The following is a 23,403-nucleotide window of genomic DNA, read 5'->3' on the forward strand; positions in this document are numbered from 1 at the left end:
CACTCACACCGAGGCGAAGAACACCTTCGCGTTGGCCATCGCCTCGGTGTCGGCCAGCACGTCGTCCGGCTTGCTGCCGTTGCCGGTCAGCGCACCCCCGAACTCCATCTTCAAGTACTCCGCCGACCGCCGGAGCGTGTCGATCAAGGCGTCCGCCTGGTGCGGCTCCTCGCTCAACGCGGTGATCACCCACAGGCGCTTCCCGGCCATCCGGCCCTTGAAGCCCAGCTCCTCGATGTCGAACCAATCGCTCCAATAATCGAGGTAGCGCTTGGTCGAGGAGGACACCGTGTACCAGTAGGTCGGCGAGGCGATCACGATGTCGGTGGCTGCCACGGTGGCGTCCAGCAGGAGCTTCTCGGTGCCCTGTGGCGCCGCGTGCAGACGATTGCCCGGCACATGGCGGCGGTCCGCATAGTCCGTCAGGGGCATCGTGGCGAGGTTGAACCACTGTTGCTCGACGTTCGTAGGGAGATTTTCCGCTGCGTTACGTGCCAATGTCTCTGTGTTACCACCCAGGCGTGAGCTGCCGAGGAGGAACAAGAACGAGCGCATAGGACGGGGACCTTCCTAGGGGATAGAGTAGATGCATGCACCTACATGTACTTCGACCGAGTTGGATACTGGCACCGGAGGTAGGCTCCGGTCAAGGGGCGTGGTTGTGGGGAAGACAGTGACGGCGAAGAACACGACGACGGCCGCGCCGGACGCGGTCGACGAACCGGCCTGGCGCCGGGTGATCACCCTGCACGGGCGGATCGAGCAGGAGCTGGCCAAGGCGTTGCAGCGGCGGTTCGGGCTCGGGCTGACCGAGTACCGGGCGCTGAGCAGGCTGGCCGAGGTGGACGGGTGCAGCCTGCGCATGCAGGTGCTCGCCGACGCCATCGGGCTCAACCAGAGTTCGGTGTCCCGGCTGGTCGCGCGGCTGGAGGAGGCCGGGCTGACCGTGCGGGACCCCTGCGAGAACGATCGGCGCGGGGTGTACTCGATGCTCACCCCGGAAGGCAGGGAACGCCAGGCGCTGGCCGAACCGGTCTACCGGGAAACGCTCAGTTCCGCGCTGGACAAGGCCGCCAACGACCCCGACCTCGCCGAGGCCGTGGCCGCGTTGCGGGCGGCGGGCTGATCATCGATGACACGCTGGGACGCCGTGGTGCTCGCCGGGGGACGGGCGAGCCGATTGCACGGCGTGGACAAACCGGCCCTGCGACTCGGCGGACGCAGCCTGCTGGACCACGCGCTGGACGCTGTCGCGGCGGCGGAGCGCGTGGTGGTGGTCGGTCCACAACGGACGGTGACCCGCCCGGTGTCCTGGACACGTGAGGAACCAGTCGGATCGGGACCGCTTGCGGCACTGGGGGCCGGGCTGTCCCGACTGTCTGCATCGGAGGGTCTGGTGGCGGTGCTCGCCGCCGACCAACCGGGTGTCACCGCCGCCACGGTGTCCCGGCTGCGCGCCGCACTGTCCGAAGTGGACGAAGCGGATGGCGCGCTGCTGGTGGCTGAGGGCAGGCGGCAGTGGCTCACCGGGGTGTGGCGGATCGGCGCGTTGCGCGCGGCCATGCCGGACAATCTCGTCGGCGCGGCGTTGCGCGCGCTCTTCGGCGGGTTGACCGTGGTGGAGGTGCCCGCGGACGTGCGCGAGGGGCGGGATGTGGACACGCCCGAGGACCTCGCCGCCTGGCGGGCCGGTTATCCGGATTCGGGCAGCTCGCGCTGATCCGGCGCGGTGGTCAGCATGGCCCCGTAGGCCCGCTCGATCAGCTTCGAGGGATCGTAGGTCTGGCCCAGGTTCCACGGCATCAGCATGCTCAGCTGCAGGCCGCGCAGGAAGATCCCGATCATGTCCAGGGTCTCCCGGTCGGCCGGGAGGCCCTGTAGTCGGTGGTTGAGCCCCATCTGCTTGGTGACCAGCTCGTTCAGCTCGTGCAGGGTCGGCCGCAGGCCCGGTCGCCGGATCGCCTCCAGGTTCAGCTCCAGCATGGCCAGGTTGAAGATCCGGCCCTCGTCCTCCACCCCGGTCAGCATCAGGCCGATCGCCTCGGACGCCTCGTCCGGGGTGGCCATCTTCCCCGGGAAACCCTCGATGGTGCTGATGATCTCCCAGTGCCGTTCGGCCACCCGGTTGGCCACCGCCACCCAGAGCGCGTCCCTGGTGCGGAAGTAGTTCGAGGTCGTCCCGGTGGGCACCGCGGCGTGTTTGTCCACCGTCCGGTGGGTCAGCCCGTGGCCGCCGTCCCTGGCCAGGACGTCGATCGCGGCGTCGGCCAGGTGCTTCTTGCGCGCTTCGTTCTGGGGTGGCACGTGATCAGTCTGCCGCACTCCCGCCCGCTCGCCCGGAAAGTCACTGCTATGGTAGTACTACGAACGTAGTGAACTGGTGTTGAGGAGGGGAAATGTCGACCACGCGGTACGAGGAAGACCAGATCGTCGCGAGCATCCAGGCGTTGGGCCCGGCCCTGGCGGAGATCACCGAGCCGGAGCCGCCGAAGCTGCTCTGGGAGCGGGGCGGGCGGCAGCAGTGGGCGCTCACCCGGCACGCCGATGTCACCGCGCTGCTGGCCGCGCCGCAGGCCACCGTGCGGGTGCAGGTGCCGGCCAACCCGCGGGGCCCGATCGGCGAGGCGCTGATGGCCATCGGCGAGCTGCTCGGCGGGTCGATGCTGCAACTGGACCCGCCGGAGCACACCCGGCAGCGCAAGCTCGTGGTGCGCGCCTTCAGCGCCCGCCGGGTGGACGCGCTGCGGCCGCGGATCGAACAGATTTCCGGGGAGCTGCTCGACGAGCTGGCCGGGCGGACCGGGCCGGTGGATCTGGTGGCGGAGTACGCCTTCCAGGTGCCGATCAGGGTGATCTGCGAGCTGCTCGGCGCGCCGGTGGACAAGCGGGAGCTGTTCCGGGAGTGGTCGCACGCGATGACCTCGCTGTTCGTCGATCTGGCCAACGCGCCCAAGCACATCGGGCTGCTCAACGACATGGCCGAGTACCTGCGTGAGCTGGTCGTGGTCAAACGGGGCGAGGGCGCGGGGGACCTGCTCGGCGACCTGGCCGCGGTGGAGGTCGACGGCCAGCACCTCAGCGACGCGGAGATGGTCGCGATGTCCGCGTTGCTGATCTTCGCCGGGCACGAGACCACCACCAACCTGATCGCGCTGGGCATGCGCGCGCTGCTCACCCACCCCGACCAGTTCGAGGTGCTGCGCACCCGGCCGGAGCTGCGCAACAGCGCGATGGAGGAGATCCTGCGCTTCGACGGGCCGATCAACCCCGGCCTCAACCGGGCCATCACCGCGGACCTGCCGGTGGGCGGCGTGGTGATCCCGGCCGGCAGCGCGGTCTACGCCGGGGTGACCTTGGCCAACCGGGACCCGGCGGTCTTCACCGACCCGGACCGCCTGGACGTCACCAGGGACGCGGGCAAGCACCTCGGTTTCGGCCACGGCATCCACTTCTGCCTCGGCGCGCGACTGGCCAAACTGGAGGGTGAGGTGGCCGTGGGCGCGCTGATCGAGCGTTTCCCCGGGATGCGGCTGGCAGTGCCGGCCGAGGAGCTGAAGCTGCGGATCAGCGGCATGCGGGCGCTGGACACCCTGCCGGTTCTCTTGGACTGATCTTCACAGCCGTCATACCCGACGCGAGGTTTGCTGTGTACCGGCACGAGTGGGGTGCGTGCCGGTACACAGTCTTTCGTTCTAGGAGGTTCGCCAGTGACCGAGCCCGGGTACGCCGAGGGCGCGGCCGCGATCACGCCCGCGCGCGACGCACAACTGCTCGAGCGCACCGTGTTCGAGGTCAAGCGCGTCATCGTCGGCCAGGACCGGCTGGTGGAACGCATGCTGGTGGGCCTGCTCGCCAAGGGGCACCTGCTGCTGGAGGGCGTGCCCGGCGTGGCCAAGACCCTCGCGGTGGAGACCTTCGCGCGGGTGGTCGGCGGCTCCTTCTCCCGCCTCCAGTTCACCCCCGACCTGGTGCCGGCCGACATCCTTGGCACCCGGATCTACCGGCAGGGCACCGAGAGCTTCGACGTCGAGCTGGGCCCGGTGGTGGCCAACTTCGTGCTCGCCGACGAGATCAACCGCGCGCCCGCCAAGGTGCAGTCGGCCATGCTGGAGGTGATGGCCGAGCGGCACGTGTCCATCGGCGGCAAGACCTTCCCGATGCCCGACCCGTTCCTGGTGCTGGCCACCCAGAACCCGATCGAGAACGAGGGTGTCTACCCGCTGCCCGAGGCGCAGCGCGACCGCTTCCTGTTCAAGATCATCGTGGAGTACCCGACCGCCGAGGAAGAGCGCGAGATCGTCTACCGGATGGGCGTCACCCCGCCGGAGCCGTCCCAGGTGCTCAGCCCGGAGGAGCTGGTCCGGCTGCAGGGCGTGGCCAGCAAGGTCTTCGTGCACCACGCGCTGGTCGACTACGTGGTCCGGGTGGTGCTGGCCACCCGCTCGCCCAACGAGCACGGCCTCGGCGACGTGGCGGGCTGGATCGCCTACGGCGCCTCCCCGCGCGCCACCCTGGGCATCGTGGCCGCCGCCCGCGCGCTGGCCCTGGTCCGCGGCCGGGACTACGTGCTGCCGCAGGACGTGGTGGACGTGGTGCCGGACGTGCTGCGGCACCGCCTGGTGCTGTCCTACGACGCGCTCGCCGACGGTGTGCCCATGGACCACCTGGTCTCCCGGGTGCTGCAGACCGTGCCGCTGCCGCAGGTCTCCGCGCGCCCGCAGGCGCCGCAGCCGCAGCTTGGCGCGCCGATGCAGCCGCCGCCCGTCCCGCAGGCCGCGCCGGTCCAGCGCCCGTGACCGGCACGCCGACCCCCGACACCCCGGCCGCGCCGGAGACCCCGGCGGTCAAGCGGCCGTCCTGGGCGCCGCCCGCGCTGGACGAGGGTCGCCTCGACGTGGCGTTGCGCACCCTGGAGCTGACCGTCCGGCGCAGGCTGGACGGGTTGCTGCAGGGCAACCACCTCGGCCTGGTGCCGGGGCCGGGCACCGAACCGGGCGAGGCGCGGCCGTACCAGCCGGGTGACGACGTGCGCCGGATGGACTGGGCGGTCACCGCCCGCACCACCGTGCCGCACATCCGGGAGACGGTGGCCGACCGCGAGCTGGAGACCTGGGTCGTGGTCGACCTGTCGCCGAGCCTGGACTTCGGCACCGCCGCCTGCGAGAAGCGGGAGCTGGCGGTGGCCGCGGTGTCCGCGGTGACGCACCTGACCGGGGGCGGTGGCAACCGGATCGGCGCGATCGTGTCCACCGGCGAGCACACCGAACGCGTCCCCGCCCGCGGTGGCCTCGCGCACGGCAGCGGCCTGCTGCGCCGGATCGCGCAGACCAAACGCGCCCCGGACGGCACCCGCGGCGACCTGGCGCTGGCCCTGGAACAGTTGCGCCGCCCGCCGCGCCGGCGCGGCCTGGCCGTGGTGATCTCGGACTTCCTCGGTCCGCTGAGCTGGGAGCGCCCCATGCGCGCGCTGTCGGCCCGGCACGACCTGCTGGCCATCGAGGTGCTCGACCCGCGAGACGTGGAGCTGCCCGACGTGGGAACCGTCGTCCTGTCCGATCCGGAGAGCGGCAAACAGCGCGAGGTGCACACCACCCCGTTGCTGCGCAAGGAATTCGCCGCCGCGGCCAGTGCGCACCGGGACCAGGTGGCCGCGGTGCTGCGTGGCGCCGGCGCCGGTCACCTGGTGCTGCGCACCGACTCGGACTGGGTCGCCGACACCGTCCGGTTCGTGGTGGCCCGCAAGCGCCGCTGGTCGGGAGGAGTGGCCTGATGTTCGGCCTCAGCCTGCGCGGATTCACCGCGCCCTGGTGGTTCCTGCTGGCGCTCGCGGTGGCGGTGCTGGTGGTGGTGTACCTGCTGGTGCAGCGGCGCCGGCGCCGGTATGTCATGCGCTTCACCAACCTGGAGCTGCTCGAGAAGGTCATCCCCAAGCGGCAGAACTGGGTCCGGCACGTGCCGCCCGCGCTGCTGGCGGTGTCGCTGATCCTGCTCACCGTCGCGCTTACCGGCCCGACCTCGGAACAGCGGGTGCCGCGCAACCGGGCCACGGTGATGCTGGTGATCGACGTGTCGCTGTCCATGCAGGCCACCGACATCAAACCGACCCGGCTGGAAGCGGCGAAGAAGTCGGCCAAGTCCTTCACCGAGGGTCTGACCAAGGGCGTCAACCTGGGCCTGATCTCCTTCGCGGGCTCCGCGGTGGTGCTGGTCTCGCCCACGGTCGACCGCAAACCGGTGGCCGACTCCATCGACACCCTCAAGCTGGGCCCCGCCACCGCCACCGGTGACGCGCTGAACGCGGCCATGGCCACCATCGAGTCCTTCGGCAAACTGCTCACCGGCGCGGACGGCCCGCCGCCCGCCCGGATCGTGCTGATGACCGACGGCAAGAAGACGGTCGGCGCGGAGCCGGTCGAGGTCGCGACCCGGGCGGGCAAGGCGAAGATCCCGATCTCGGCGATCGCCTTCGGCACGGACTACGGCACGATCGAGACCGAGGGCCGGGTCACCAACGTGCCCGCGGACGTGGAGACCATGAAGGAGATCGCCGAGGCTTCCGGCGGCGACTTCCACAAGGCGGACACCGCGGAGCAGCTGCAGAAGGTCTACGACACCCTGGGCGAACAGATCGGCTACGAGACCAAGGAAGACGACGCCAGCCGCCCCTGGCTGATGCTCGGCACCCTGGCCCTCATCGTCGCGGCCGGCACCTCCCTCCTCTTCGGCCAACGCCTCCCCTGATGCCCACTTGGGCCAAGTAGTACGCCCACTTTGCCCAAATTGGCGTACGACTTGGCCCAAGTGGGCCGTGGGTTACCAGGCGATGGGCATGGTGCGGGGGCCTCGGACGATCATCTGGGTTTTCCAGGTGATGTCGCCTGCCAGGTGGAGGCCGGGGAGGCGGGCCAGGAGGACCCGGAGGGCTTCCTGGAGTTCCATGCGGGCGAGTTGGGCGCCCAGGCAGTGGTGGACGCCGTGGCCGAAGCCGAGGTGCTGGATGTTCTCCCTGGTCACGTCCAGGACGCCGGGGTCGGTGAACTTGAGGGCGTCTCGGTTGGCTGAGCCTACCGAGACGAGTACCGGCTCGCCTGCCTTGACCAGGACCTCGCCGACATGCACGTCCTCGGTGGCGTAGCGGGGGAAGCTGGCGCCGACGCCCAGGGGGGTGAAGCGGAGGAGTTCCTCTACCGCGTTGGGGATCAGTTCTGGTTCGGCCTGGAGTTTTTTGAGCTGGTCGGGGTTGTCCAGGAGCATCCAGAGGAAGTTGGGGATCTGGGTGGCGGTGGTTTCGTGGCCTGCGATGAGGATGCCGACGCACAGGTCGACCATTTCCAGTTCGGTGAGGCGGTCGCCCACGTCGCGGGCCTCGATCAGGGCGGTCATCAGGTCGTCCTGCGGGGCGGCGCGGTGTTCGTTGATCAGCTTGCCCATGTAGGCGCGCAGGTCTTCCTGGTTCTGCGCCATTTCCTCCGGGGTCAGGCCGGTGGTGGACAGCGCGTTGTCGCTCCACACCCGGAACTGCGGGCGGTCCTCGGTCGGGACGCCCAGGAGTTCGCAGATCACCGCGACCGGGATGGGGAGGGCGTACTCCTCCACCAGGTCGGCGGGCGGGCCCTTTTCGATCAGGCCGGTGATCAGGGACTCGGCCAGGTCGATCACCCTCGGGCGGAGTTGCTCGACGCGGCGCACGGTGAAGGCCTTGGTGACCAGGGTGCGCAGGCGGGTGTGGTCGGGTGGGTCCATCGCCAGGATGCCGCCGGGGCGGATCACCGGCCACTGCCGCGGCGCGTCCTTGACCTCGGCCATCGCCCGGCTGAACCGCTTGTCGCCCAACACAAAACGGGCGTCGGCGTAGCGGGTGGCCAGCCAGGCCGGTTCGCCGTAGGGGAGGGTGACCCGCAGCATGCCGGGGGTGTTGCGGATCTGCTCGTAGAGATCGGACAGACCCAGGCCCGCGGCCTCGTTGAACGGGTACGGGATGGGGTCGAGATCCGTGGCGGCAGCTCTCGTGGTGGTCATTGCGACGCTCCCGACTTCGCTTGTAAGCAACTGCTTACAAAGCTAGGCCGGTGCGCTGTGACCGTCAATGCGCGATCGGGTGGATCGGTTCCCGCCACCTGGCTCTGGCGGGGAAGTGGTTACGGGGAGCAGAATTTCTGCCCGATTTACCCGGGTTTACGCCGAACGGGTGGGTGATCGAGTGGTCTATACCGCTACTCTCGGTACTAGCCCGATGTGAGCCACGCCATGGGTAGGGGGCCCTATGAGCGGCGTAGAGGATCGAGATCCACCGATCCACTCCTCGACGTGGGACGAACCCGAGATGCGCACCGCGTTGGTGCGCCGGGACATCTCCCGCGTCTACCAGCTGTTGCGCCGACTCGGCATCACCCAGAAGCGCATTGCCGCCCGGACCGGACAGTCGCAGTCCGAGGTCTCCGAGATCACCAAGGGCCGTCAGGTGATGGCCTATGACGTGCTCGCCCGTATAGGTGACGGATTAGGCATTCCGCGTGGTTACATGGGGATGGGTTACTCACCTGGAGTAGCCGCGGTTGGGCCATCCGGCGGGAGGGAGGACGAGGACGTGCAACGGCGCAGGTTCCTCGCCGCCGCCGCGAGCGCCGTCGTCGGTGCGACGCTGGACTTCGGCTGGGGGCAACTGGGACCACTGCGCGATGTGGCCAGTCCGACCCCCGTGCCAGGCCGGCTGGGACTGGAGGACGTGCGGCGGATCGAGGCAGCGACGGGGGCGTTGAAGGCCCTGGACTACCAGCAGGGCGGGGGGTCGGTCCGGGACGCGGCCATCGCGCATGTCTCCTGGTGCAGACGATTGCTCGACGCGGACTGCACGGACGCGGTCCGCGAACGACTGCTCAGCGCGGTCGCCGGCGCGCACCGGTTCGCCGGCTGGACCTCCTTCGACGTCGGCCTGGCCGACGCCGCCCGCTACCACTACGTGCAGGCGGTGGAACTGGCCAAGCAGGCCGGGGACCACGGCCTGATGTGCAGCGTGCTCTACGCCGCGGCCCGGATCGAGCTGCACAACGGCGCGGTCAACGACGCGCTGAAACTGTTCCAGCTGGGCGAGATCCCGGCCGCGGACGCCGCCGACGCGCATGCCGGCGCGGTGCTCGCGGCCAACCAGGCCTGGGCCTACGGCAAGCTCAACCGGCCGGATCTGGCCGGCACCGCGATGGCCCGCGCGCGCCGGGACTTCGCCCGCGCCCAGGAGTACGGCGCACCGGAACGGCCCAGCTGGGCCTCGTTCTTCACCGCGGCCGACCTGGCCGCGAGCGAGGGCATGATGCACCTGGAGATGCGCGACGGCGACCCGTTCCGGGCCATCCCGCTCTTCGAGCACTCCATCGGGCTGCGCACCGAACTCACCGCGCGCAGCCAGACCTTCGAGCGGATCGCCCTGGCCACCGGGTATCTGCGCGCGGGTGATCACCGGCTCGGCGTCCCGGCGGCGGTGGCCGCGGTCGCCTCGGCCGAACAGCTTCAGTCCCGCCGGGTGCTGGACCGGCTGACGCCGCTGCGCCTGGAAGCGGCCCGCCGCCGGGACCCGGACTGCCAGCAGCTCGTGCACGAGATCACCGCCGTGCAGTCGCAGTACGCCGCCTGACCTCTGCCACCGGGGTCAGTCCGTGATGGTCAGGCGCCTGGCCCGGCCTCCCGCCGGGCCAGGACCTGTTCCAGGCCACTGATCAGCAGGTCCAGCCCGAACTCGTACTGGGCCGGGCCGCCGCTGCGGTTGAGTTCGGGCACCAGGTCCACCAGGGTCGGATACCTGGTGCGGGACAAGCCATCCAGGGTCTCGCGCAGGGCCCGCCGGCCCGCCGGGTCGGCCAGTTGCCTGCTGAGCTGGACCTCCCAGGCGGCCACGCCGAGCACGTGGTTGAACAGGGTGAGGTAGGCCCGGACCGCGGACTCCCGGTCGAACCCGGCCGCGCGCAGCACGCTGAGCAGCGCTTCCACCGCGTGCGGCACCTCGTGCCCGGCCAGCGGGCGCGCGGTGAACAACTGCACCAGGCAGGGGTGGGCCAGCATCATGTCCCGGATGGCCCGGCAGGCCACCCGGACCCGCTCTTGCCAGGTTTCGCCTTCGGCCCGCACCGGGTGCTCGGCCATGGCATGGTCACGGACGGCGTCGAACAACTCGTCCCGGCCGCGGAAGTAGGTGTAGAGGGCCATCGGGCCGACGCCGAGTTGCTTGGCCAGCGCGCGCATGCCGAAGGACTCCACGCCCTCGGCGTCGAGCAGGTCCAGGGCGGTGCGCACGATCAGCTCGGGGTTGAGCGTGTTACGAGGCGCACGTTTGCGCTGCAGCTGTTCGGTCATGGTTGCCTCCTCCTTACTGTACAGCGTACTGTACGCCGTACAGCAGTTGTAGGCACTGGGGCAGGGCAAAGGAGCGGCACGTGCGCGCGGTACAGATCACCGAGTTCGGCGGACCCGAGGTCATGCAGCTGGTGGACCTGCCGGATCCGGTCGCGGGGGACGGGCAGGTGCTGGTCGAGGTCGACCGCGTCGGCGTCAACTACGGCGACACCCACAACGTGGAGAACTCCTACCTGGCCCCGGCCAAGCTGCCGCTGATCCCGGGCGGTGAGGTCATCGGCCGCACCGCGGAGGGCCGCCGGGTGATCGCGCTGATCGACTCCGGTGGTTACGCGAGCAAGGTGGTGGCCGCGCCGGAGCGTCTTTTCGACGTGCCGGAGGACATCTCCAGCGGCGACGCGCTCGCGCTGATCTGCCAGGGCACCACCGCCTGGCACATTCTCAAGACCTCCGCGCGGATCCAGCCGGGCGAGTCGGTGGTGGTGCACGCCGCCGCCGGTGGCGTGGGTTCGCTCGCGGTGCAGCTGGCCAAGGCTTTCGGCGCGGGCACCGTGATCGCCACCGCCTCCACCGAGGACAAGCGCAAGCTGGCCCTGGACCTGGGCGCGGACGTCGCGGTCGACGGCGCGCCGGAGGGTCTGGCCGAGCGGCTGCGGGAGGCCAACGGCGGCAAGCGGATCGACGTGGTCCTGGAAATGGTCGGCGGGCCGGTGTTCGACGACTCGCTGAGCGTGCTGGCCCCCTTCGGCCGGATCGTGGCCTACGGCAGCGCGGGCCGGGTGCAGCCCACCCCGGTGCTGCCGGCCAAGCTGATGCGCGGCTCCCAGTCCATCGTCGGCTTCTGGCTGATCGACTGCCTGCGTGACCCGGCCACCCTGGTGCAGGCGCCCTTCGACGAGATGGTGGCGCTGGTGCGCGAGGGCAAGCTGCGCCCGCAGATCGGTGGCGAGTACCCGATGTCGGCGTCCCGCACCGCGCACGAGGACCTGCGGGCCCGCCGCACCGTCGGCAAACTCGTCCTGGACCCGGCCCTCTGAGTTAGGAGTTCGCTGTGCGAGACCTGACCGGCAAAGTCGCCGTCATCACCGGTGCCGCTGGCGGCATCGGCACCGCCCTGGCCACCGCCTTCGCCGCCCAGGGCATGCGCCTCGCGCTGTCCGATGTGGACTCCTCGGCCCTCGAAGCACTGGTGAAGTCCTTCCAGGACAAGGGTGTCCAGGCCATCGGTGTGCAGGCGGACGTGGCCAAGGCCGCGGACCTGGAGACCCTCGCCGAGCGCACCTATGACGAGTTCGGCGCCGCGCATGTGCTGTGCAACAACGCGGGCATCGGCAGTTCCGGGCTGACCTGGCGGCTCACCCTGGAGGAGTGGAAGCGCGCCATCGACATCAACCTGTGGGGCGTGATCCACGGCCAGCACGCCTTCCTGCCCAGGATGATGGCCCAGGACGAGGGCCACATCGTCAACACCGCGTCGATGAGCGGCCTGCTCGCCGGGATGGGCAACGGTCCTTACGCGGCAACAAAACACGCGGTGGTCGGGCTGACCGAGACCATGCACCACGAGTTCGTGATCACCGGATCCCCGCTGCGCGCCTCGGTGTTGTGCCCGGCCTGGACCAAGTCCAACATCGCCGCCAGCACCCCGCCCGCCAACGGGGAGGGCCTGGAGGCCAAGTTGATGGCCAAGGCCAGCGAGGCGATCGGCGCGGCGGTCCGCGCGGGCAAGCCCGCCGAGGAGGTCGCGGACGCGGTCGTCGACGCGGTGCGGGAGCAGCGGTTCTGGGTGCTCACCCACCCGGAGTTCCTGTCCGTGGTGACCGATCGGTTCAGCCGCGCGGTCAACGGCGAGGATCCGGTGATCCCGCCGGTCATCCCGAAGCAGCGCTGAACTCAGCCGTGTAGTTCGCGGTAGACCCCGGCCGCGCCGGGGTGCAGTGGAATGGCCGCGGTGCTGATCAGCGCCCGCGGATCGAGGAACTGGATGCCGAGGGCGTCTTGCGGGATCAGGCGGTCGGCCCGGGTGAGCAGCACCCGGGTCACCGCCGCCGCCACCTCAACCGGGAGTTCTTCCCGGCACACCACCAGATTCGCCACCCCGATGGTCGGGATCGGCCGCGGCGCGCGATATACGCCGCTGGGCACCGACACCTGTTCGTACACCGGGCCGTGCGCGCCGCGCAGCGCGGGCAGCACGTCGTCCAGGGGCAGCAACCGGATCGGCGTGCGGATGTCGAGTTCCTCCAGGGCCGGGGTGGGCACTCCGCCGGACCACACCAGCGCGTCCACCCTGCCCTCGGCGAGTGCGGCGGCGGCCTCGGCCAGCCGCAGTTGCGGGCCGGGGGTGAGGTTGAGCCGGGTGGTGATGCGGTCGGCGACCATGGCCGCGCCGGAACCCGGTGCGCCCATGGCGATCCGGCGGCCCGCGAGTTCGGCCACCCGGCGCACCGGACTGGCTGCCGGGACCGCGATCTGCAGGTAGTTCTCGTAGATCCGGCCGAGCGCGCGCAGCGGCAGACGGTCGGTGAACGGGGCGGCGGCGGTGGCGGCGGCCTCGCAGGCGTCGGCGTGTGCCAGGGCCAGGTCGACCTCGCGGGTGCCGAGCAGGCGCAGGTTGGCCACGCTGGCCTGGGTTTGCGCCGGGGTGGCACGCAAATCGGGTTCGGCGGCGGCGATCTCGGCGGCCAGCCGGGTGGCGAAGGCCAGGTAGGGGCCGCCGGGTTCGCCCGCGCCGATGGACAGCGGGCGCGGCGGGCCGGGGTAGTCCCTGGCGGTGCAGGCCAGCGCGGCCAGTGGGGTGAGCAGGAACAGCCTGCGGGACAGGGTCATCCGGCGGCCCTGGGGAGTCCGATGTGGACGGACAGGCCGTGCGGTTGCGCCGCTTCCAGGGAGAGTCGGCCGCCGTGGGCGGTGACGAGTTGTTCGGCGATGGCCAGGCCCAGGCCGGTGCCGCGGCTGCCGCGATGTTCCTGCGAGCGCCAGAACCGTTCGGTGGCCAGGGCGAGTTCCTCGGCGGACAGGCCGGGGCCGTTGTCGGTGACGCTGAGCCGCAGGGTTTCCGGTTCGGCCTGCAACGCCAGGGTGATCACGGCGTCGGGTCCGGCGTACTTGATCGCGTTGTCCAGGACCACGTCGAGGACCTGGGCGAGTTCGTCGGCGGGGAAGGCGGCCAGCACCGGCGTGCCGGGGGTGCGGCCGATGTGCAGGGTGATCCCGGCGGCGGTGGCCGCGGCGGACCAGGCGTCCCGGCGATCGGCCAGCACCAGCAGCGGTTCGCAGTCCGCCGGGGGTTCGTCCAATGTGGACGGTGAGCGGAGTTCGGCGGCCCGGTTTTCCGCGCTGGCCAGGGTGAGCAGCCCGTCGAGGAGTGATTCCAGGCGGTCGACCTCGCCGAGCACGGACTGGTAGGAGCGCTGGGCGGGCTGGGCGACCGAGGGGCCGAGCGCGTCCACTCGCAGCCGCAGCGCGGTCATCGGGTTGCGCAGCTGGTGCGAGGCTTCGGCGACCAGGCGGCGCTGGCGTTCGGCGGCGTCGGAGACCGCGTCGGACATCTGGTTGAACGCCGCGGCCACCACCCGGAGTTCGGCCGGGCCGTGCACCGCGACCTGGGCGTGCGGCTCCCCGGAGGCCACCGCGCGCACCCCGCGTTCCAGTGCGCGCAGCGGCCGCAGCACCCAGCGGGACACGCCAAGGGCCAGGCTCACGCAGGCCAGCGCGGCGGCCAGCGCGCCGAGCAGCACCACACTCCAGCGGCGGGCGATGTCCCCGGCGGCGGCGGTCACCGCGGCGCGCAGCACCACCGCCCCGGTGACCCGGATGCCGGTGCCGATCGGGCGGGCCAGCAGCACCGGCTCGCTGGACCAGGGCGTCAACGGGTCCACTGTGGACTGACGTTCGTTGCGCAGCGCGCCGTCGACCAGGCGGACCACGGCCGGGTCGGCGGGGCGGAGGTCGCCGGTGGCCGCCAGGGGGCCGCGGCGGGTGTCCACCACCAGCACCGCCTCGCCGTACAGTTCGCCGTAGCGCTGGATCTCCGCGGTCAGCGCGCCCAGATCGCCAGTCGTGCCCGCGGTGTCGGCCAGTGCGGCGAAGCGGTCCAGGTCGGCGGTGCGGGAGAGCAGGAGTTGCTGGGTGCGTTCGGTGGCGGTGCTCATCAGCAGCGGCCAGGCGAAGGCGGCCACCGCCAGCACGGAGAAGGCCAGCAGCACCACCAGGAGTCGCCGCCGCACCTAGGACTCCAGCCGGTAGCCGAAACCGCGGATGGTGCTGATCAGGGTGGGGCGGCCCAGTTTGGCCCGCAGCTGGGCGATGTGCACGTCCAGGGACCGGGAGATCGCCAGGTAGGCGTCGCCCCAGAGTTCGTCCATGAGCTGCTGGCGGCTGACCGCGGCCCCGATCCGGCGGGCCAGCGCGGCGAGGAGGTCGAATTCCTTGGCGGTCAACGTGATCGGCGCCCCGGCCACCTCGACCCGGCGGCTGGCCAGGTCGATCCGGACGTCGCCGGTGACCACCTCGTCCGTGGGTTCCCCGGCGGCGGCCCGGTGCGCGGCGCGCCGGGTGACCACGTCCATCCTGGCCAGCAACTCGGCCAGCCGGACCGGTTTGACCAGGTAGTCGTCGGCGCCCAGGCGCAGACCGCGCACGACGGAGCGTTCGTCGCCGCGCGCGGTCAGCACCATCACCGGCACGGTGGCCACCCGGCGCAGCTTGCGCAGCACCTCAAGGCCGTCGCCGTCGGGCAGACCCAGATCGAGGAGCACCAGGTCCACCTCCCGGTGCCCGGTCAGCGCGTCCGCGCCGTGCCGGACCCGGCGGGGCTGGTGCCCGTGCGCGGTGAGGACCTCGACGAGGGCGTCCGCGACCCCGTCGTCGTCCTCCACCAGCAGCACCTTCATGTGTGGCAGCCTATTTGGGCTGGCCGACCTCGTACTCACCGGAGTCGTTGGTGACCTTCACCGGCACCTGCCGCTGCTTGCCGTCCACGGTGGCGGTGCAGGTGAAGGTGTTACCGGACTTGATCGCGGGCTGGTTCGGGCAGGTCACCGCGGTGACCTTGGCGATGCCGAAGTTCTCGGTCAGCACCTTCTGCACGCCCGTCTGCACCGCCTTGGTGTCCAGGACCTTGCTGGTGAACACGCCCAGGAAGGCCAGCACACCGAAGACGATCCCGATCAGCACCAGGCCGACCAGGCCGTAGAGCAGCGGCTTCTTCGCGCTGCCGTCGGACTTCTTCGGCTCCTGCTGCGGCTGCCCGCCGTAGGGCGCGCCGCCGTAGGGACCGCCAGGGCCGCCGGGGCCCTGCGGCTGGGGGTAGCCGGGCGGCGGGGTGGGCGCGCCCTGCTGCGGGTAGCCGGGCGTCGGCGTCGGCTGCCCGCCCCACTGCGGTTGCGCGGGCAGCGGCTGCTGCGGCTGCTGGTACGGATTCGGCTGCTGCGGCTGACCGCCCCACTGCGGCTGCTGCGGCTGGTACGGGTTGCTCATCTCTTACCTCGGTATCTACAGCGCGGCGAGCCGGTTGAAGAAGTCCTTGCGGGCGTTCAGATCGGGCAGATCGGTCCGGTCCAGCGGCGAGGGCTCCGGCGGGAAGTCCTTCGCGGTGGCCTTGCCCAGGATCTCGTACCCCACCTGGATCTCGACCTTCGGACCACCCTTGTCCACGATCCCGTTGATCTCGATCTTCTTGAGCTGCCCCTGCGGGTCCAGGACCACCGTGGTGCGCAGGAAGGACTCCAGCATCGGCGGGGTCATCTGCTTCTTGAACTCCTCCGGGAAGCTCAGCACCCGGTTGTCCACAAAGGACTTGAGGGTGACCCCGGTGAGCAGTTCGGCGGAGCCGTCGGCCTGCTGCCGGTACTCCTTGATCAGCCCGGCCGGCGAGGACTTCTGGGTGGCCTTCATCGCGTCCTGCATGGCGCACACCGTCTGCACCCCGGTCAGCAGGCACACGTTGAACCCGTCCTTGGGGGTGAAGGTCGGGAACCGCACCCACGGGGTGGTGGCCAGCGAGCGGAACCGCTCACCCAGCAGCAGGTAGTCCCACTCCGAGCCGCTCGGGTGGTACTGGTCCAGGTTGTCCTTCATGTCCTTGCTGGTGCGGGACTTGGTGAAGATCGCGGGCGGCTCCGGCTTGCCCTTGTCCGCCGCCTGGTAGCGGAAGACGTCGATCTCCTTGTCCGTCTTGCGTTCGTTGAACCGCCCGTGCCAGAACACGGTCGACTTCTCGTCCCGTGGTTTGATCAGCTCCTGGTCGAGTTTCTTGAACGCGCCGTCGAACTGGGCCGCCATGTAGGCGGTGACCGCCTGCTGGTCGGCCAGGGCGAGCCCGGGGGAGGCGCTGCTGCACCCCGCCGCGGTGATCGTCACGGCCAGTGCGCCGGCCAGCGCGGCCAGCCGGCCGCGCCGCTGGGTCATCGTCATCATCCCGCGTCCGCCTGCTTGTAGAGGTTGTGCGCCACCTGGCCGAGCACCGCGCCGGAGAGCGTCCTGGCGTTGCCCACCGAGGACACCGAGACCACGATTCCGGCGCCGCGCCCCGGATCGAACCGGGTGAACCAGGGTCCGCCCGAACAGCCGGGCGTCATCACGCAGTTGATGGTGTAGTCGCCGAAGGGGCCCTTGACCCAGTTCGGCGAGGAGCAGTACCGCATCACCTTGCCGTCAAAGGGCGGCGCGGTCGGGTAGCCGATCGCGGTCAGCCCCTCGGCCAGCACGCCGAAGGCCATGCCCTGCGCGCCGAGCGCGTCCTGGATCTTCTTGCCGTTGAGCGGCCGCATCCGCAGGAAGGCGATGTCGTAGGCCCAGCCCTCGCCGGAGGTGCCCCGGTCGGAGCTTTCCGCCTTGGTCAGGAACTCGCGGGTGGTGTAGATCGACTCCGCCGCCCACTTGCCGTGCGGGGACTGCCCGGCCCGGTCACCGGGCACGAACATCACGTTGTCCGCCCACATCTTCTCGCCCTGGGTCTCCCACACGCAGTGCCCCGCGGTGGCCACCAGGACCTTGGACCCCGAGTTGACCACCGAGGCCGAGCACACGTACGGCTTGCCGCCGAAGGTGTAGTAGAGCCTGCCCACCGTGGTCTCGCTCAGCCCGGCCCGCGACCAGGCGTCGCCGCGCGGGTTGGTGCCGTTGGAGTCCGGCTTGACCTGCCCGATCACCCCGTCGGATGGCTGGATCACCACCTGCGCGCCCGGGTTCTCCTTCGGCACGTCGCTGCCGCCGTCGTTGGGACCGGGCTGCTTGGGCCGGGCGTCCCGCAGCCGGTCGCTGTTCCAGTAGTCGTTGACCTGCTGCGGAGTGGTGGAGAAGGTCTTGCGCAGCTCGGAGGTCGGACCACCCTTGATCTCATCAGCGATGTTGCGGGTGGAAGGCCCGGCCTTCGGTGTCCCAGGAGAGACCTGGGTGCAGGCCGTGAGCGCGGTGGCGGTGAGCAACACCGCCATCACGGCACTCAGTTGTCGCATCGTCAATACCCCAGATGGCCGTGAAACGCGGATACCGCGGGCAGATTAGCCCGATCGGAGCCATCGCACCCGGGGAAGTGGCCAAAAGCCCGCCGGGTGGGCGACAAGCACCACCCGGCGGGCCCGGTGATCAGCGGAAATCGGGTCCATCAGAAACAGTGATGATCAAGAGCTGTGATGATCAAGAACGGCGATCAGCGGAACGAGCCCTCTTCCAGGGGGGAGGACTTCGAGGTCTCCCGCATGCTGCTGTAGACGATCAGCGAGACCAGCACGCACCCGGCGACGTAGTAGAAGTACACCGACTCCATGCCCTGCAGCTTCAGCCAGAGCGCGATGCCCTCCGCGGACCCGCCGAAGATGGCCACGGTCAGCGCGTACGGCAGACCGACACCCAACGCGCGGATGTTGGTGGGGAACAGCTCGGCCTTCACGATCGCGTTGATCGAGGTGTAGCCGGTGACGATGATCAGCCCGGCCAGCATCAGGAAGAACGCGGCGACGGGGGAGTTGGTGCCGGCCAGCGCGGTCAGCAGCGGGACGGTGCCCAGGGTGCCGCAGACGCCGAAGAACAGCAGCAGCGGCCGTCGCCCGATCCGGTCGGACAGCTTGCCCGCCAGGGGCTGGATCACCACGAAGACGACCAGGGCGAGAAAGTTGATCCAGGCCGCGTTCTGCTTGCTGATGCCGCTGGTGTTGACCATGAACTTCTGGAGGTAGGTGGTGTAGGTGTAGAAGGCCACCGTGCCGCCCAGGGTCAGGCCGACCACCAGCAGGCACTCCCTGGGGTGCTGCAGCAGGGCGCGCAGGGTGCCGCGCTGCGGGGTCTTGCCCTCCTCGGCCTGGGCGACCTTCTTGAAGCTCTCCGACTCGTCCATGCTGCGCCGCAGCCACATCACCACGATCGCGCCCGCCGCGCCGATGACGAAGGCGATCCGCCAGCCCCAGGAGTGCATCTGCTCCTCGGTCAGCACCTGCTGCAGCACGATCTGCACGCCGAGGGCGAGCAGCTGGCCCGCGGTCAGCGTGACGTACTGGAAGCTGGAGTAGAACCCGCGCTTGCCCGGTGAGGCGACCTCGGAGAGGTAGGTCGCCGAGGTGGCGTACTCACCGCCCACCGACAGGCCCTGCAACAGTCGCGCGGCCACCAGCAGCGCGGGCGCGGCCAGACCGATCGAGGTGTAGGACGGGGTGACCGCGATGACCAGGGACCCGGCCGCCATCAGCGTCACGGACAGGGTCAGCGCGGCCCGGCGGCCGAACCGGTCGGCGTAGCGGCCCAGCATCCAGCCGCCGATGGGACGCATCAGGAAGCCGACCGCGAACACCGCGGCGGTGTTCAGCAGCTCCGCGGTGGAGTCGTTCTTGGGGAAGAACGAACTGGCGAAGTAGATGCTGAACGCTGTGTACGCATACCAGTCGTACCATTCGACCAGGTTGCCGATCGAGCCGCGCAGCACGTTCGCCACGACCCGCTTCTCACCCTGTTTGCCCCCGCCGCTGGGGACGTCCGCGCTGACGCCAACCGACATGTGCCCTCCTAGAGACCCCTGTCACAGTCGTGGCCGGGGGAGGTGAGGGCAAGCGGGAACGGGCAGAACTTACCTCCGCTTGAGGTAGGAGTTGTGGATCTTGGTGCTAGCCAGTTTTGGGACAAATCTGGGACAGACCATCGCTCGGCAACGGTGGCCCTGGGTAGCCGCCTGCCCACACTGAGCGGGCGGCGGCTGCCCAGGTTGCGTCCCCACGCGCTATCGTGAGGGTCACGTTAGGCGCGGAAGGGGACACCCGTGCACGAACTGACAGATGGTCAACGCCTGCGCGAACTGCGCGCGATCCGCGGCAAGAACATGCGGCAGATCGCCGGGCTGGCCGGAATCAGCGCCTCCTACTACGGACGCCTGGAACGAGACGAGCAGCCGCTGAATTCGCGTAGCACGATCTGCGCGCTGGCGGCCGCGTTCGAAGTTGCGCCGTCCGCATTGACCGGCCAGCCTTCGCAGTCGACCGACCCGGCCATGGCTGAAGCGCAAGCCACACTTCCAGCGCTCCGGGTCGCCTTGGTCACCACAGAGTTCGGCAAGCCTGCCGAGGGGGCCAGGCGGCCGGTGCGGCAGTTGGTTACGGAAACGCAACAAGCGATCGGGTACCGAACCGATTGTGATTTCGCCGCGCTCGGCCGGATTCTCCCCAGCTTGGTGACTGGACTTCACACGGCGGTCGTCCAGGAACGAGGCGAAGAGCGCGTCGAGGCCATGCAGGCGCTGATCCACACGCTCGTTTCGGCGTCGGCGCTGATGCACGCCTTCTCCTATTCGATGGAGGCGTACACCGCATCAGATCGCGCGGTTCAGGTTGCGACCGAACTGGGTGACGGGTGGACGGCGGTCGCTAAGTTCTCGTTGGCTCACGCTCTTCTGCCCATGGGCAACGACGCGATGGCGCACGCCTATCGCATCGCGTCCGAGAGCGCCGACGTGGCCCGGTCGCTCACAGGCCGGATCGAGGGTGACCCAGCCATCGCCGCATACGGCTCGCTGTGCCTGGTCTCCGCGCTCACCGCTGCGGTCACCGGCCGTGCGGCCGAGGCGGACGAGCGACTGGCCGCAGCCGCGGAGGTGGCCAAGCGGGCTGGTGACTGTAGTCCGACTGTCGCGACCTTCGGCCCGACGAACGTGCTCCTCTACCAGGCGAGCACGGCTCTGGAACGTGGCGACTACGAGGAGTCGATTCGGTTCGGCGACAGCGTCAACCTTGCCGCGATCACCAACCCGGAGCGCGCGGCGAAGTTCTGTATCGACCGCGGCCGGGCACTTGCCGAGGTGCGTGGACGTGAGGCCGATGCAGTTGCGGAGTTCCGCAAGGGCGAGGCGTTGGCCCCGCTTCGGGTGCGGTCGAACAACTTCGCGAGGGCCACCGTCACGGGGCTGCTCAACCGGGTGCGCCGAGAAGCTGTCAGTCACGATCTTCGGGGTCTCGCGTACCGCATGGGGATGACCGCTTAACCCGTCCGAGCGAACAACGCGCTTGTGCCCTTGTAGGGCACAAGCGCGTTTTTGCTGGTCATACCGTTCGTCGTGACAGAAGGAGAAGTCGCGATGGACGGAAATTCCAGCATCCCCGTCGAGTACGGCATGCTGTGCTCCGACACGGACTACCTGTGGCCAGGTGCTCCGGTCCCCACCGACGTGCTCGCCGATGGCGGAGGCTCTGCCCCGCACTCCTGAGACGGGCCCCCGGGTCGCGTGTCCCCACATAGCGACCCGGGGGCCTTCCTGTTCAGCCGACAGGTGGGGAGGCAGGGCGATGACAGAACAGCAACTTCCAGGCCCGGAACGGCGGGCTGTCGGCGTCGGCCGACAGGGACAGCCGCGGACCATCACCACTCGACAGCTTCCCGACGACCGGATTCATCTCCAGATCGGTGCGGACGAGCCCGTCATCCTCTCCGCGGAGGAGGGGGCGCGGCACCGCAACCACGTGATCGACGCGCTCCCGAAGTCATGGTCGTACGGTGCAGAAGAGCCCGGCGAGGGCTGGGTACCTGACTTTGACGGCCGGGGCAAACCCAAGCGAGGCCCGCGATGAGCGCGGCCCTGTGGTTCGTCGCCATCACGGCGGCGGTCGGGGTGCCGCTGTTCGCGGTGCTGGCGATCCGCCGCGGCGGGCGGCCCGCCGTCTTCCCCGGCTCGGTGTCGGTGGCCGAGCTGCTCGACCGCGAGGACGCGACCTCCCTGCCGATGTATCCCAGCCCGGTCCGGCGGGAGTCGAACAATGGATGAGCTGGTCTTCCGGGTGGCGGTGCTGCTGCCGGTCCTCGCGCTGGCCTACCGGGCGTTGGTGTCCGAGCCGGTGCGCGCAACCCTCCGGCGCGCGGCCGCCCGCCATGCCACCCGCGTCCTGCGAGGACGTGACTCGACGCCGAGTCTGGTGCGGCAGTTCCGCGAGGCTGGCCTCACCGCCAGCACCCAGGTTGAACAGGATCCGGTCCCTGCGTTTTGTGTGGGCGCAGGGCCGGTAGCGGGATCCCAGGTCGTGCTGGCTGGGTCCCGTGTGGTGGTGCGCCGTGCTGGCCGGCGCGGCGCATGGGTGGGGACGGTCGAGCGGGGCGGTGGCCTGCCTGCTCCCGTCTCCGCCCCACCAACCCCGGCGGCATTCCCCCCTCGGCCGTCGGATCCGACCGCAGCACACGGGCACCACCCCGTGCGGCGCGGTCGGGCAGTGGAGACGGCGGCGGCCTCCGGCCCCCCATCCGTCGCCGTCTCCGCGCGGGGGTCAGCATGAGCACACCGACACCAGCGCCCGTGCCGTGCGTGTGGCGGCGCAGCACCTATGACGGCCTGGCCCACGCGATGATGCTGACCGAGGTCACGGACTCGACGAAGAAGAGCCTCAGCGCGGTCTGCACACACACCGCGCCCGCGCACAGCTGGACGGTGCTCACCGGCCCCGTGCCACCGGGCTGCGGGGCGTGCATGCTGGAGATCGGGTCACTACTGCCCGACCCGGCCGCGCGGCCGCGCGGCGCGCGCGAGCAGCCCGGCACGCTGTGGCGGTACGGGTGACCAGCCCGCTGTACCGGTGGGTACGCGGCCGCTCAGGCACCGTCGAGCGGGCCCACCAGGTGTACTCGGCAGGGCTGGACAGCGCGCTGCCGGTGGTGTCGGCGCGGTGCTGCTGGGTGGTGCAGATCGTGGAGCTGCTCGACCGCAGCCCCCTAGCGCCGCCGCTGCCGAACGCACCGGCGGTAGACGCGCCGGTGGTGGAGGTGTGCGAGGACTGCCAGCGGCAGATCGAGCAGGACGAAGAGCGGTTGCGCTGGAGCTGGCGGTGACACCAGCCCGGTGGGACCCGACAGCATCATCTGGCCGGTGAACTCGGTGTGCGCCGACTGTGCTGACCTCGATGAGAAGTACCGATGGTGCAGGAAGGCTCCGGTGCGCGCGTACGCGCCGGTGAAGGAGATCCACGGGAGGAAGCAGATGGGCGAGAACAACGGTGTTGACGTCGAGATCGGTCGGGACACCGCGCAGGACATCGTCCCGGTGGCCAAGACCGGACCTGCGGTGTGGGCAGCGCTGACCGGGGAGGCGCGTACCTCCTTCGAGGACGAGTTCAGGGCGGCGCTGGCCAAGACCGGAGAGGACTTCGACCTCGACCGGCTGACCAAGGTCGTGCACGCCTGGTGGCCTGCTGCGTGGGGCACCGCCAACCCCGACCGCGAGGTGGACGAGGCGATCGAGCGGTACCGCGACGGCGACGAGTCCGAGGTCAGCCCGGCACCGGTCTATGACGGCGGCGAGAGGCCATGACCTACGAGGTGCTCGTTGCCGACGTCGCCAAGGCCACCCTGGCCACCGCGCCCGCGGCTGCGAAGGCGGCGTTCGAGCGGAAGCGGCGGCAACTGTTGACCGATCCGCACGACGCGGGCCGGTACGTGGAGAAGGAAGACCGCTACTACGGGGACATGGGCGAGCACGGCATCGTCTGCTACACCATCCACGACTCCGTGGTGCGCGTCGTGATCTGGCGCGTGCAGTTCAGCTGACCAGGTCCGCGGTAGCGCCTGGCCTGCGAACCGGCCGCGCTAGCTGATTAC

At 70.2% G+C, this 23,403-nt stretch carries 27 protein-coding genes; 16 read left to right on the forward strand and 11 right to left on the reverse strand.

The features are described 5' to 3' along the window. Window positions 1–3: 3 nt before the first annotated feature. Window positions 4–555, reverse strand: a complete 552-nt coding sequence (locus MZC64_RS30100; RefSeq protein WP_247762635.1) for a flavodoxin family protein — start codon at window positions 553–555, stop codon at window positions 4–6. A 106-nt stretch (window positions 556–661) separates the two neighbouring features. On the opposite strand from MZC64_RS30100, the gene MZC64_RS30105 reads away from it, so the two are divergent. Both MZC64_RS30105 and MZC64_RS30110 read left to right on the forward strand, forming a co-directional pair. Then, entirely contained in the window at window positions 662–1,126 is a 465-nt protein-coding gene (locus MZC64_RS30105) for a MarR family transcriptional regulator (protein WP_247762637.1), read from the forward strand. A gap of 6 nt (window positions 1,127–1,132) precedes the next feature. Beyond that, window positions 1,133–1,720 (forward strand): molybdenum cofactor guanylyltransferase, encoded by a 588-nt coding sequence (locus MZC64_RS30110; RefSeq protein WP_247762638.1) that lies wholly within the window; start codon window positions 1,133–1,135, stop codon window positions 1,718–1,720. Here the strand turns inward: MZC64_RS30110 and MZC64_RS30115 are convergent. After that, window positions 1,693–2,304 carry a TetR/AcrR family transcriptional regulator gene (locus MZC64_RS30115; RefSeq protein ID WP_247762640.1) on the reverse strand — a complete coding sequence of 204 codons (612 nt, stop codon included), beginning with the start codon at window positions 2,302–2,304 and terminating at the stop codon, window positions 1,693–1,695. The genes MZC64_RS30110 and MZC64_RS30115 overlap by 28 nt on opposite strands. 92 nt (window positions 2,305–2,396) lie before the next feature. On the opposite strand from MZC64_RS30115, the gene MZC64_RS30120 reads away from it, so the two are divergent. The 4 genes from MZC64_RS30120 to MZC64_RS30135 all read left to right on the forward strand — a co-directional run bounded on the left by MZC64_RS30120 (window position 2,397) and on the right by MZC64_RS30135 (window position 6,741). Then, window positions 2,397–3,611: a cytochrome P450 gene (locus MZC64_RS30120; RefSeq protein WP_247762642.1), complete on the forward strand. Its 1,215-nt coding sequence runs from the start codon at window positions 2,397–2,399 to the stop codon at window positions 3,609–3,611. A gap of 96 nt (window positions 3,612–3,707) precedes the next feature. Further along, window positions 3,708–4,796, forward strand: a complete 1,089-nt coding sequence (locus tag MZC64_RS30125) for an AAA family ATPase (protein ID WP_247762644.1) — start codon at window positions 3,708–3,710, stop codon at window positions 4,794–4,796. Further along, on the forward strand, window positions 4,793–5,770 hold the full coding sequence (locus MZC64_RS30130; protein WP_247762646.1) for a DUF58 domain-containing protein: 978 nt from the start codon (window positions 4,793–4,795) through the stop codon (window positions 5,768–5,770). The genes MZC64_RS30125 and MZC64_RS30130 overlap by 4 nt, the downstream gene beginning before the upstream one ends. Further along, on the forward strand, window positions 5,770–6,741 hold the full coding sequence (locus tag MZC64_RS30135; RefSeq protein ID WP_247762647.1) for a VWA domain-containing protein: 972 nt from the start codon (window positions 5,770–5,772) through the stop codon (window positions 6,739–6,741). The genes MZC64_RS30130 and MZC64_RS30135 overlap by 1 nt, the downstream gene beginning before the upstream one ends. A gap of 72 nt (window positions 6,742–6,813) precedes the next feature. Here MZC64_RS30135 and MZC64_RS30140 read toward each other — a convergent pair whose 3' ends face one another. Continuing rightward, window positions 6,814–8,019: a cytochrome P450 gene (locus tag MZC64_RS30140; protein ID WP_247762648.1), complete on the reverse strand. Its 1,206-nt coding sequence runs from the start codon at window positions 8,017–8,019 to the stop codon at window positions 6,814–6,816. 304 nt (window positions 8,020–8,323) lie between these two features. Between MZC64_RS30140 and MZC64_RS30145 the strand changes: the two genes are divergently transcribed. Next, window positions 8,324–9,628: a helix-turn-helix transcriptional regulator gene (locus MZC64_RS30145; RefSeq protein ID WP_247762649.1), complete on the forward strand. Its 1,305-nt coding sequence runs from the start codon at window positions 8,324–8,326 to the stop codon at window positions 9,626–9,628. A gap of 29 nt (window positions 9,629–9,657) precedes the next feature. On the opposite strand, the gene MZC64_RS30150 is transcribed toward MZC64_RS30145, so the two are convergent. Next, window positions 9,658–10,344, reverse strand: coding sequence for a TetR/AcrR family transcriptional regulator (locus MZC64_RS30150; protein WP_247762650.1), 687 nt, complete (start codon window positions 10,342–10,344; stop codon window positions 9,658–9,660). Window positions 10,345–10,424: 80 nt separating this feature from the next. On the opposite strand from MZC64_RS30150, the gene MZC64_RS30155 reads away from it, so the two are divergent. Together MZC64_RS30155 and MZC64_RS30160 are read left to right on the forward strand one after the other, a co-directional pair. Beyond that, window positions 10,425–11,381 carry an NADPH:quinone oxidoreductase family protein gene (locus MZC64_RS30155; RefSeq protein ID WP_247762651.1) on the forward strand — a complete coding sequence of 319 codons (957 nt, stop codon included), beginning with the start codon at window positions 10,425–10,427 and terminating at the stop codon, window positions 11,379–11,381. A gap of 14 nt (window positions 11,382–11,395) precedes the next feature. Beyond that, on the forward strand, window positions 11,396–12,235 hold the full coding sequence (locus MZC64_RS30160; RefSeq protein ID WP_247762652.1) for an SDR family NAD(P)-dependent oxidoreductase: 840 nt from the start codon (window positions 11,396–11,398) through the stop codon (window positions 12,233–12,235). Between the two features lie 2 nt (window positions 12,236–12,237). On the opposite strand, the gene MZC64_RS30165 is transcribed toward MZC64_RS30160, so the two are convergent. The 7 genes from MZC64_RS30165 to MZC64_RS30195 all read right to left on the reverse strand — a co-directional run bounded on the left by MZC64_RS30165 (window position 12,238) and on the right by MZC64_RS30195 (window position 19,336). Continuing rightward, on the reverse strand, window positions 12,238–13,173 hold the full coding sequence (locus tag MZC64_RS30165) for a TAXI family TRAP transporter solute-binding subunit (protein ID WP_247762657.1): 936 nt from the start codon (window positions 13,171–13,173) through the stop codon (window positions 12,238–12,240). Then, window positions 13,170–14,573, reverse strand: coding sequence for a HAMP domain-containing sensor histidine kinase (locus MZC64_RS30170; RefSeq protein ID WP_247762659.1), 1,404 nt, complete (start codon window positions 14,571–14,573; stop codon window positions 13,170–13,172). Before MZC64_RS30170 ends, MZC64_RS30165 begins: the two co-directional genes overlap by 4 nt. Further along, window positions 14,574–15,239 (reverse strand): response regulator transcription factor, encoded by a 666-nt coding sequence (locus MZC64_RS30175; RefSeq protein ID WP_247762661.1) that lies wholly within the window; start codon window positions 15,237–15,239, stop codon window positions 14,574–14,576. It abuts the gene before it with no gap. Between the two features lie 10 nt (window positions 15,240–15,249). Then, complete coding sequence (locus tag MZC64_RS30180; RefSeq protein ID WP_247762663.1) at window positions 15,250–15,825, reverse strand: DUF4333 domain-containing protein; 576 nt, start codon at window positions 15,823–15,825, stop codon at window positions 15,250–15,252. Between the two features lie 15 nt (window positions 15,826–15,840). Beyond that, window positions 15,841–16,755, reverse strand: coding sequence for a hypothetical protein (locus MZC64_RS30185; RefSeq protein ID WP_247762665.1), 915 nt, complete (start codon window positions 16,753–16,755; stop codon window positions 15,841–15,843). 5 nt (window positions 16,756–16,760) lie between these two features. Then, window positions 16,761–17,804 (reverse strand): serine protease, encoded by a 1,044-nt coding sequence (locus tag MZC64_RS30190; RefSeq protein ID WP_247762667.1) that lies wholly within the window; start codon window positions 17,802–17,804, stop codon window positions 16,761–16,763. Window positions 17,805–17,998: 194 nt separating this feature from the next. Next, complete coding sequence (locus MZC64_RS30195; RefSeq protein ID WP_247762668.1) at window positions 17,999–19,336, reverse strand: MFS transporter; 1,338 nt, start codon at window positions 19,334–19,336, stop codon at window positions 17,999–18,001. A 258-nt stretch (window positions 19,337–19,594) separates the two neighbouring features. On the opposite strand from MZC64_RS30195, the gene MZC64_RS30200 reads away from it, so the two are divergent. The 7 genes from MZC64_RS30200 (at window position 19,595) to MZC64_RS30225 (ending at window position 23,352) form a co-directional block, all read left to right on the forward strand. Then, window positions 19,595–20,809, forward strand: a complete 1,215-nt coding sequence (locus MZC64_RS30200) for a helix-turn-helix transcriptional regulator (RefSeq protein ID WP_247762669.1) — start codon at window positions 19,595–19,597, stop codon at window positions 20,807–20,809. Window positions 20,810–20,902: 93 nt separating this feature from the next. Continuing rightward, complete coding sequence (locus tag MZC64_RS48150; RefSeq protein ID WP_282106095.1) at window positions 20,903–21,031, forward strand: hypothetical protein; 129 nt, start codon at window positions 20,903–20,905, stop codon at window positions 21,029–21,031. A 357-nt stretch (window positions 21,032–21,388) separates the two neighbouring features. Next, the gene (locus MZC64_RS30205; protein WP_247762671.1) at window positions 21,389–21,586 is read left to right on the forward strand and encodes a hypothetical protein; all 198 of its coding nucleotides are present in this window, start codon (window positions 21,389–21,391) and stop codon (window positions 21,584–21,586) included. 498 nt (window positions 21,587–22,084) lie between these two features. Next, a complete protein-coding gene (locus MZC64_RS30210; RefSeq protein WP_247762673.1) occupies window positions 22,085–22,369 on the forward strand; it encodes a hypothetical protein in 285 nt (94 codons plus the stop codon). Then, window positions 22,366–22,638: a hypothetical protein gene (locus MZC64_RS30215; RefSeq protein WP_247762675.1), complete on the forward strand. Its 273-nt coding sequence runs from the start codon at window positions 22,366–22,368 to the stop codon at window positions 22,636–22,638. The genes MZC64_RS30210 and MZC64_RS30215 overlap by 4 nt, the downstream gene beginning before the upstream one ends. Window positions 22,639–22,741: 103 nt before the next feature. Further along, a complete protein-coding gene (locus MZC64_RS30220; RefSeq protein ID WP_247762677.1) occupies window positions 22,742–23,116 on the forward strand; it encodes a DUF6247 family protein in 375 nt (124 codons plus the stop codon). Continuing rightward, the gene (locus MZC64_RS30225) at window positions 23,113–23,352 is read left to right on the forward strand and encodes a hypothetical protein (RefSeq protein WP_247762678.1); all 240 of its coding nucleotides are present in this window, start codon (window positions 23,113–23,115) and stop codon (window positions 23,350–23,352) included. Before MZC64_RS30220 ends, MZC64_RS30225 begins: the two co-directional genes overlap by 4 nt. The last annotated feature ends 51 nt before the right edge of the window (window positions 23,353–23,403 follow it).

Source organism: Crossiella sp. S99.2 (genome assembly GCF_023094165.1).
Classification (GTDB): domain Bacteria; phylum Actinomycetota; class Actinomycetes; order Mycobacteriales; family Pseudonocardiaceae; genus Crossiella.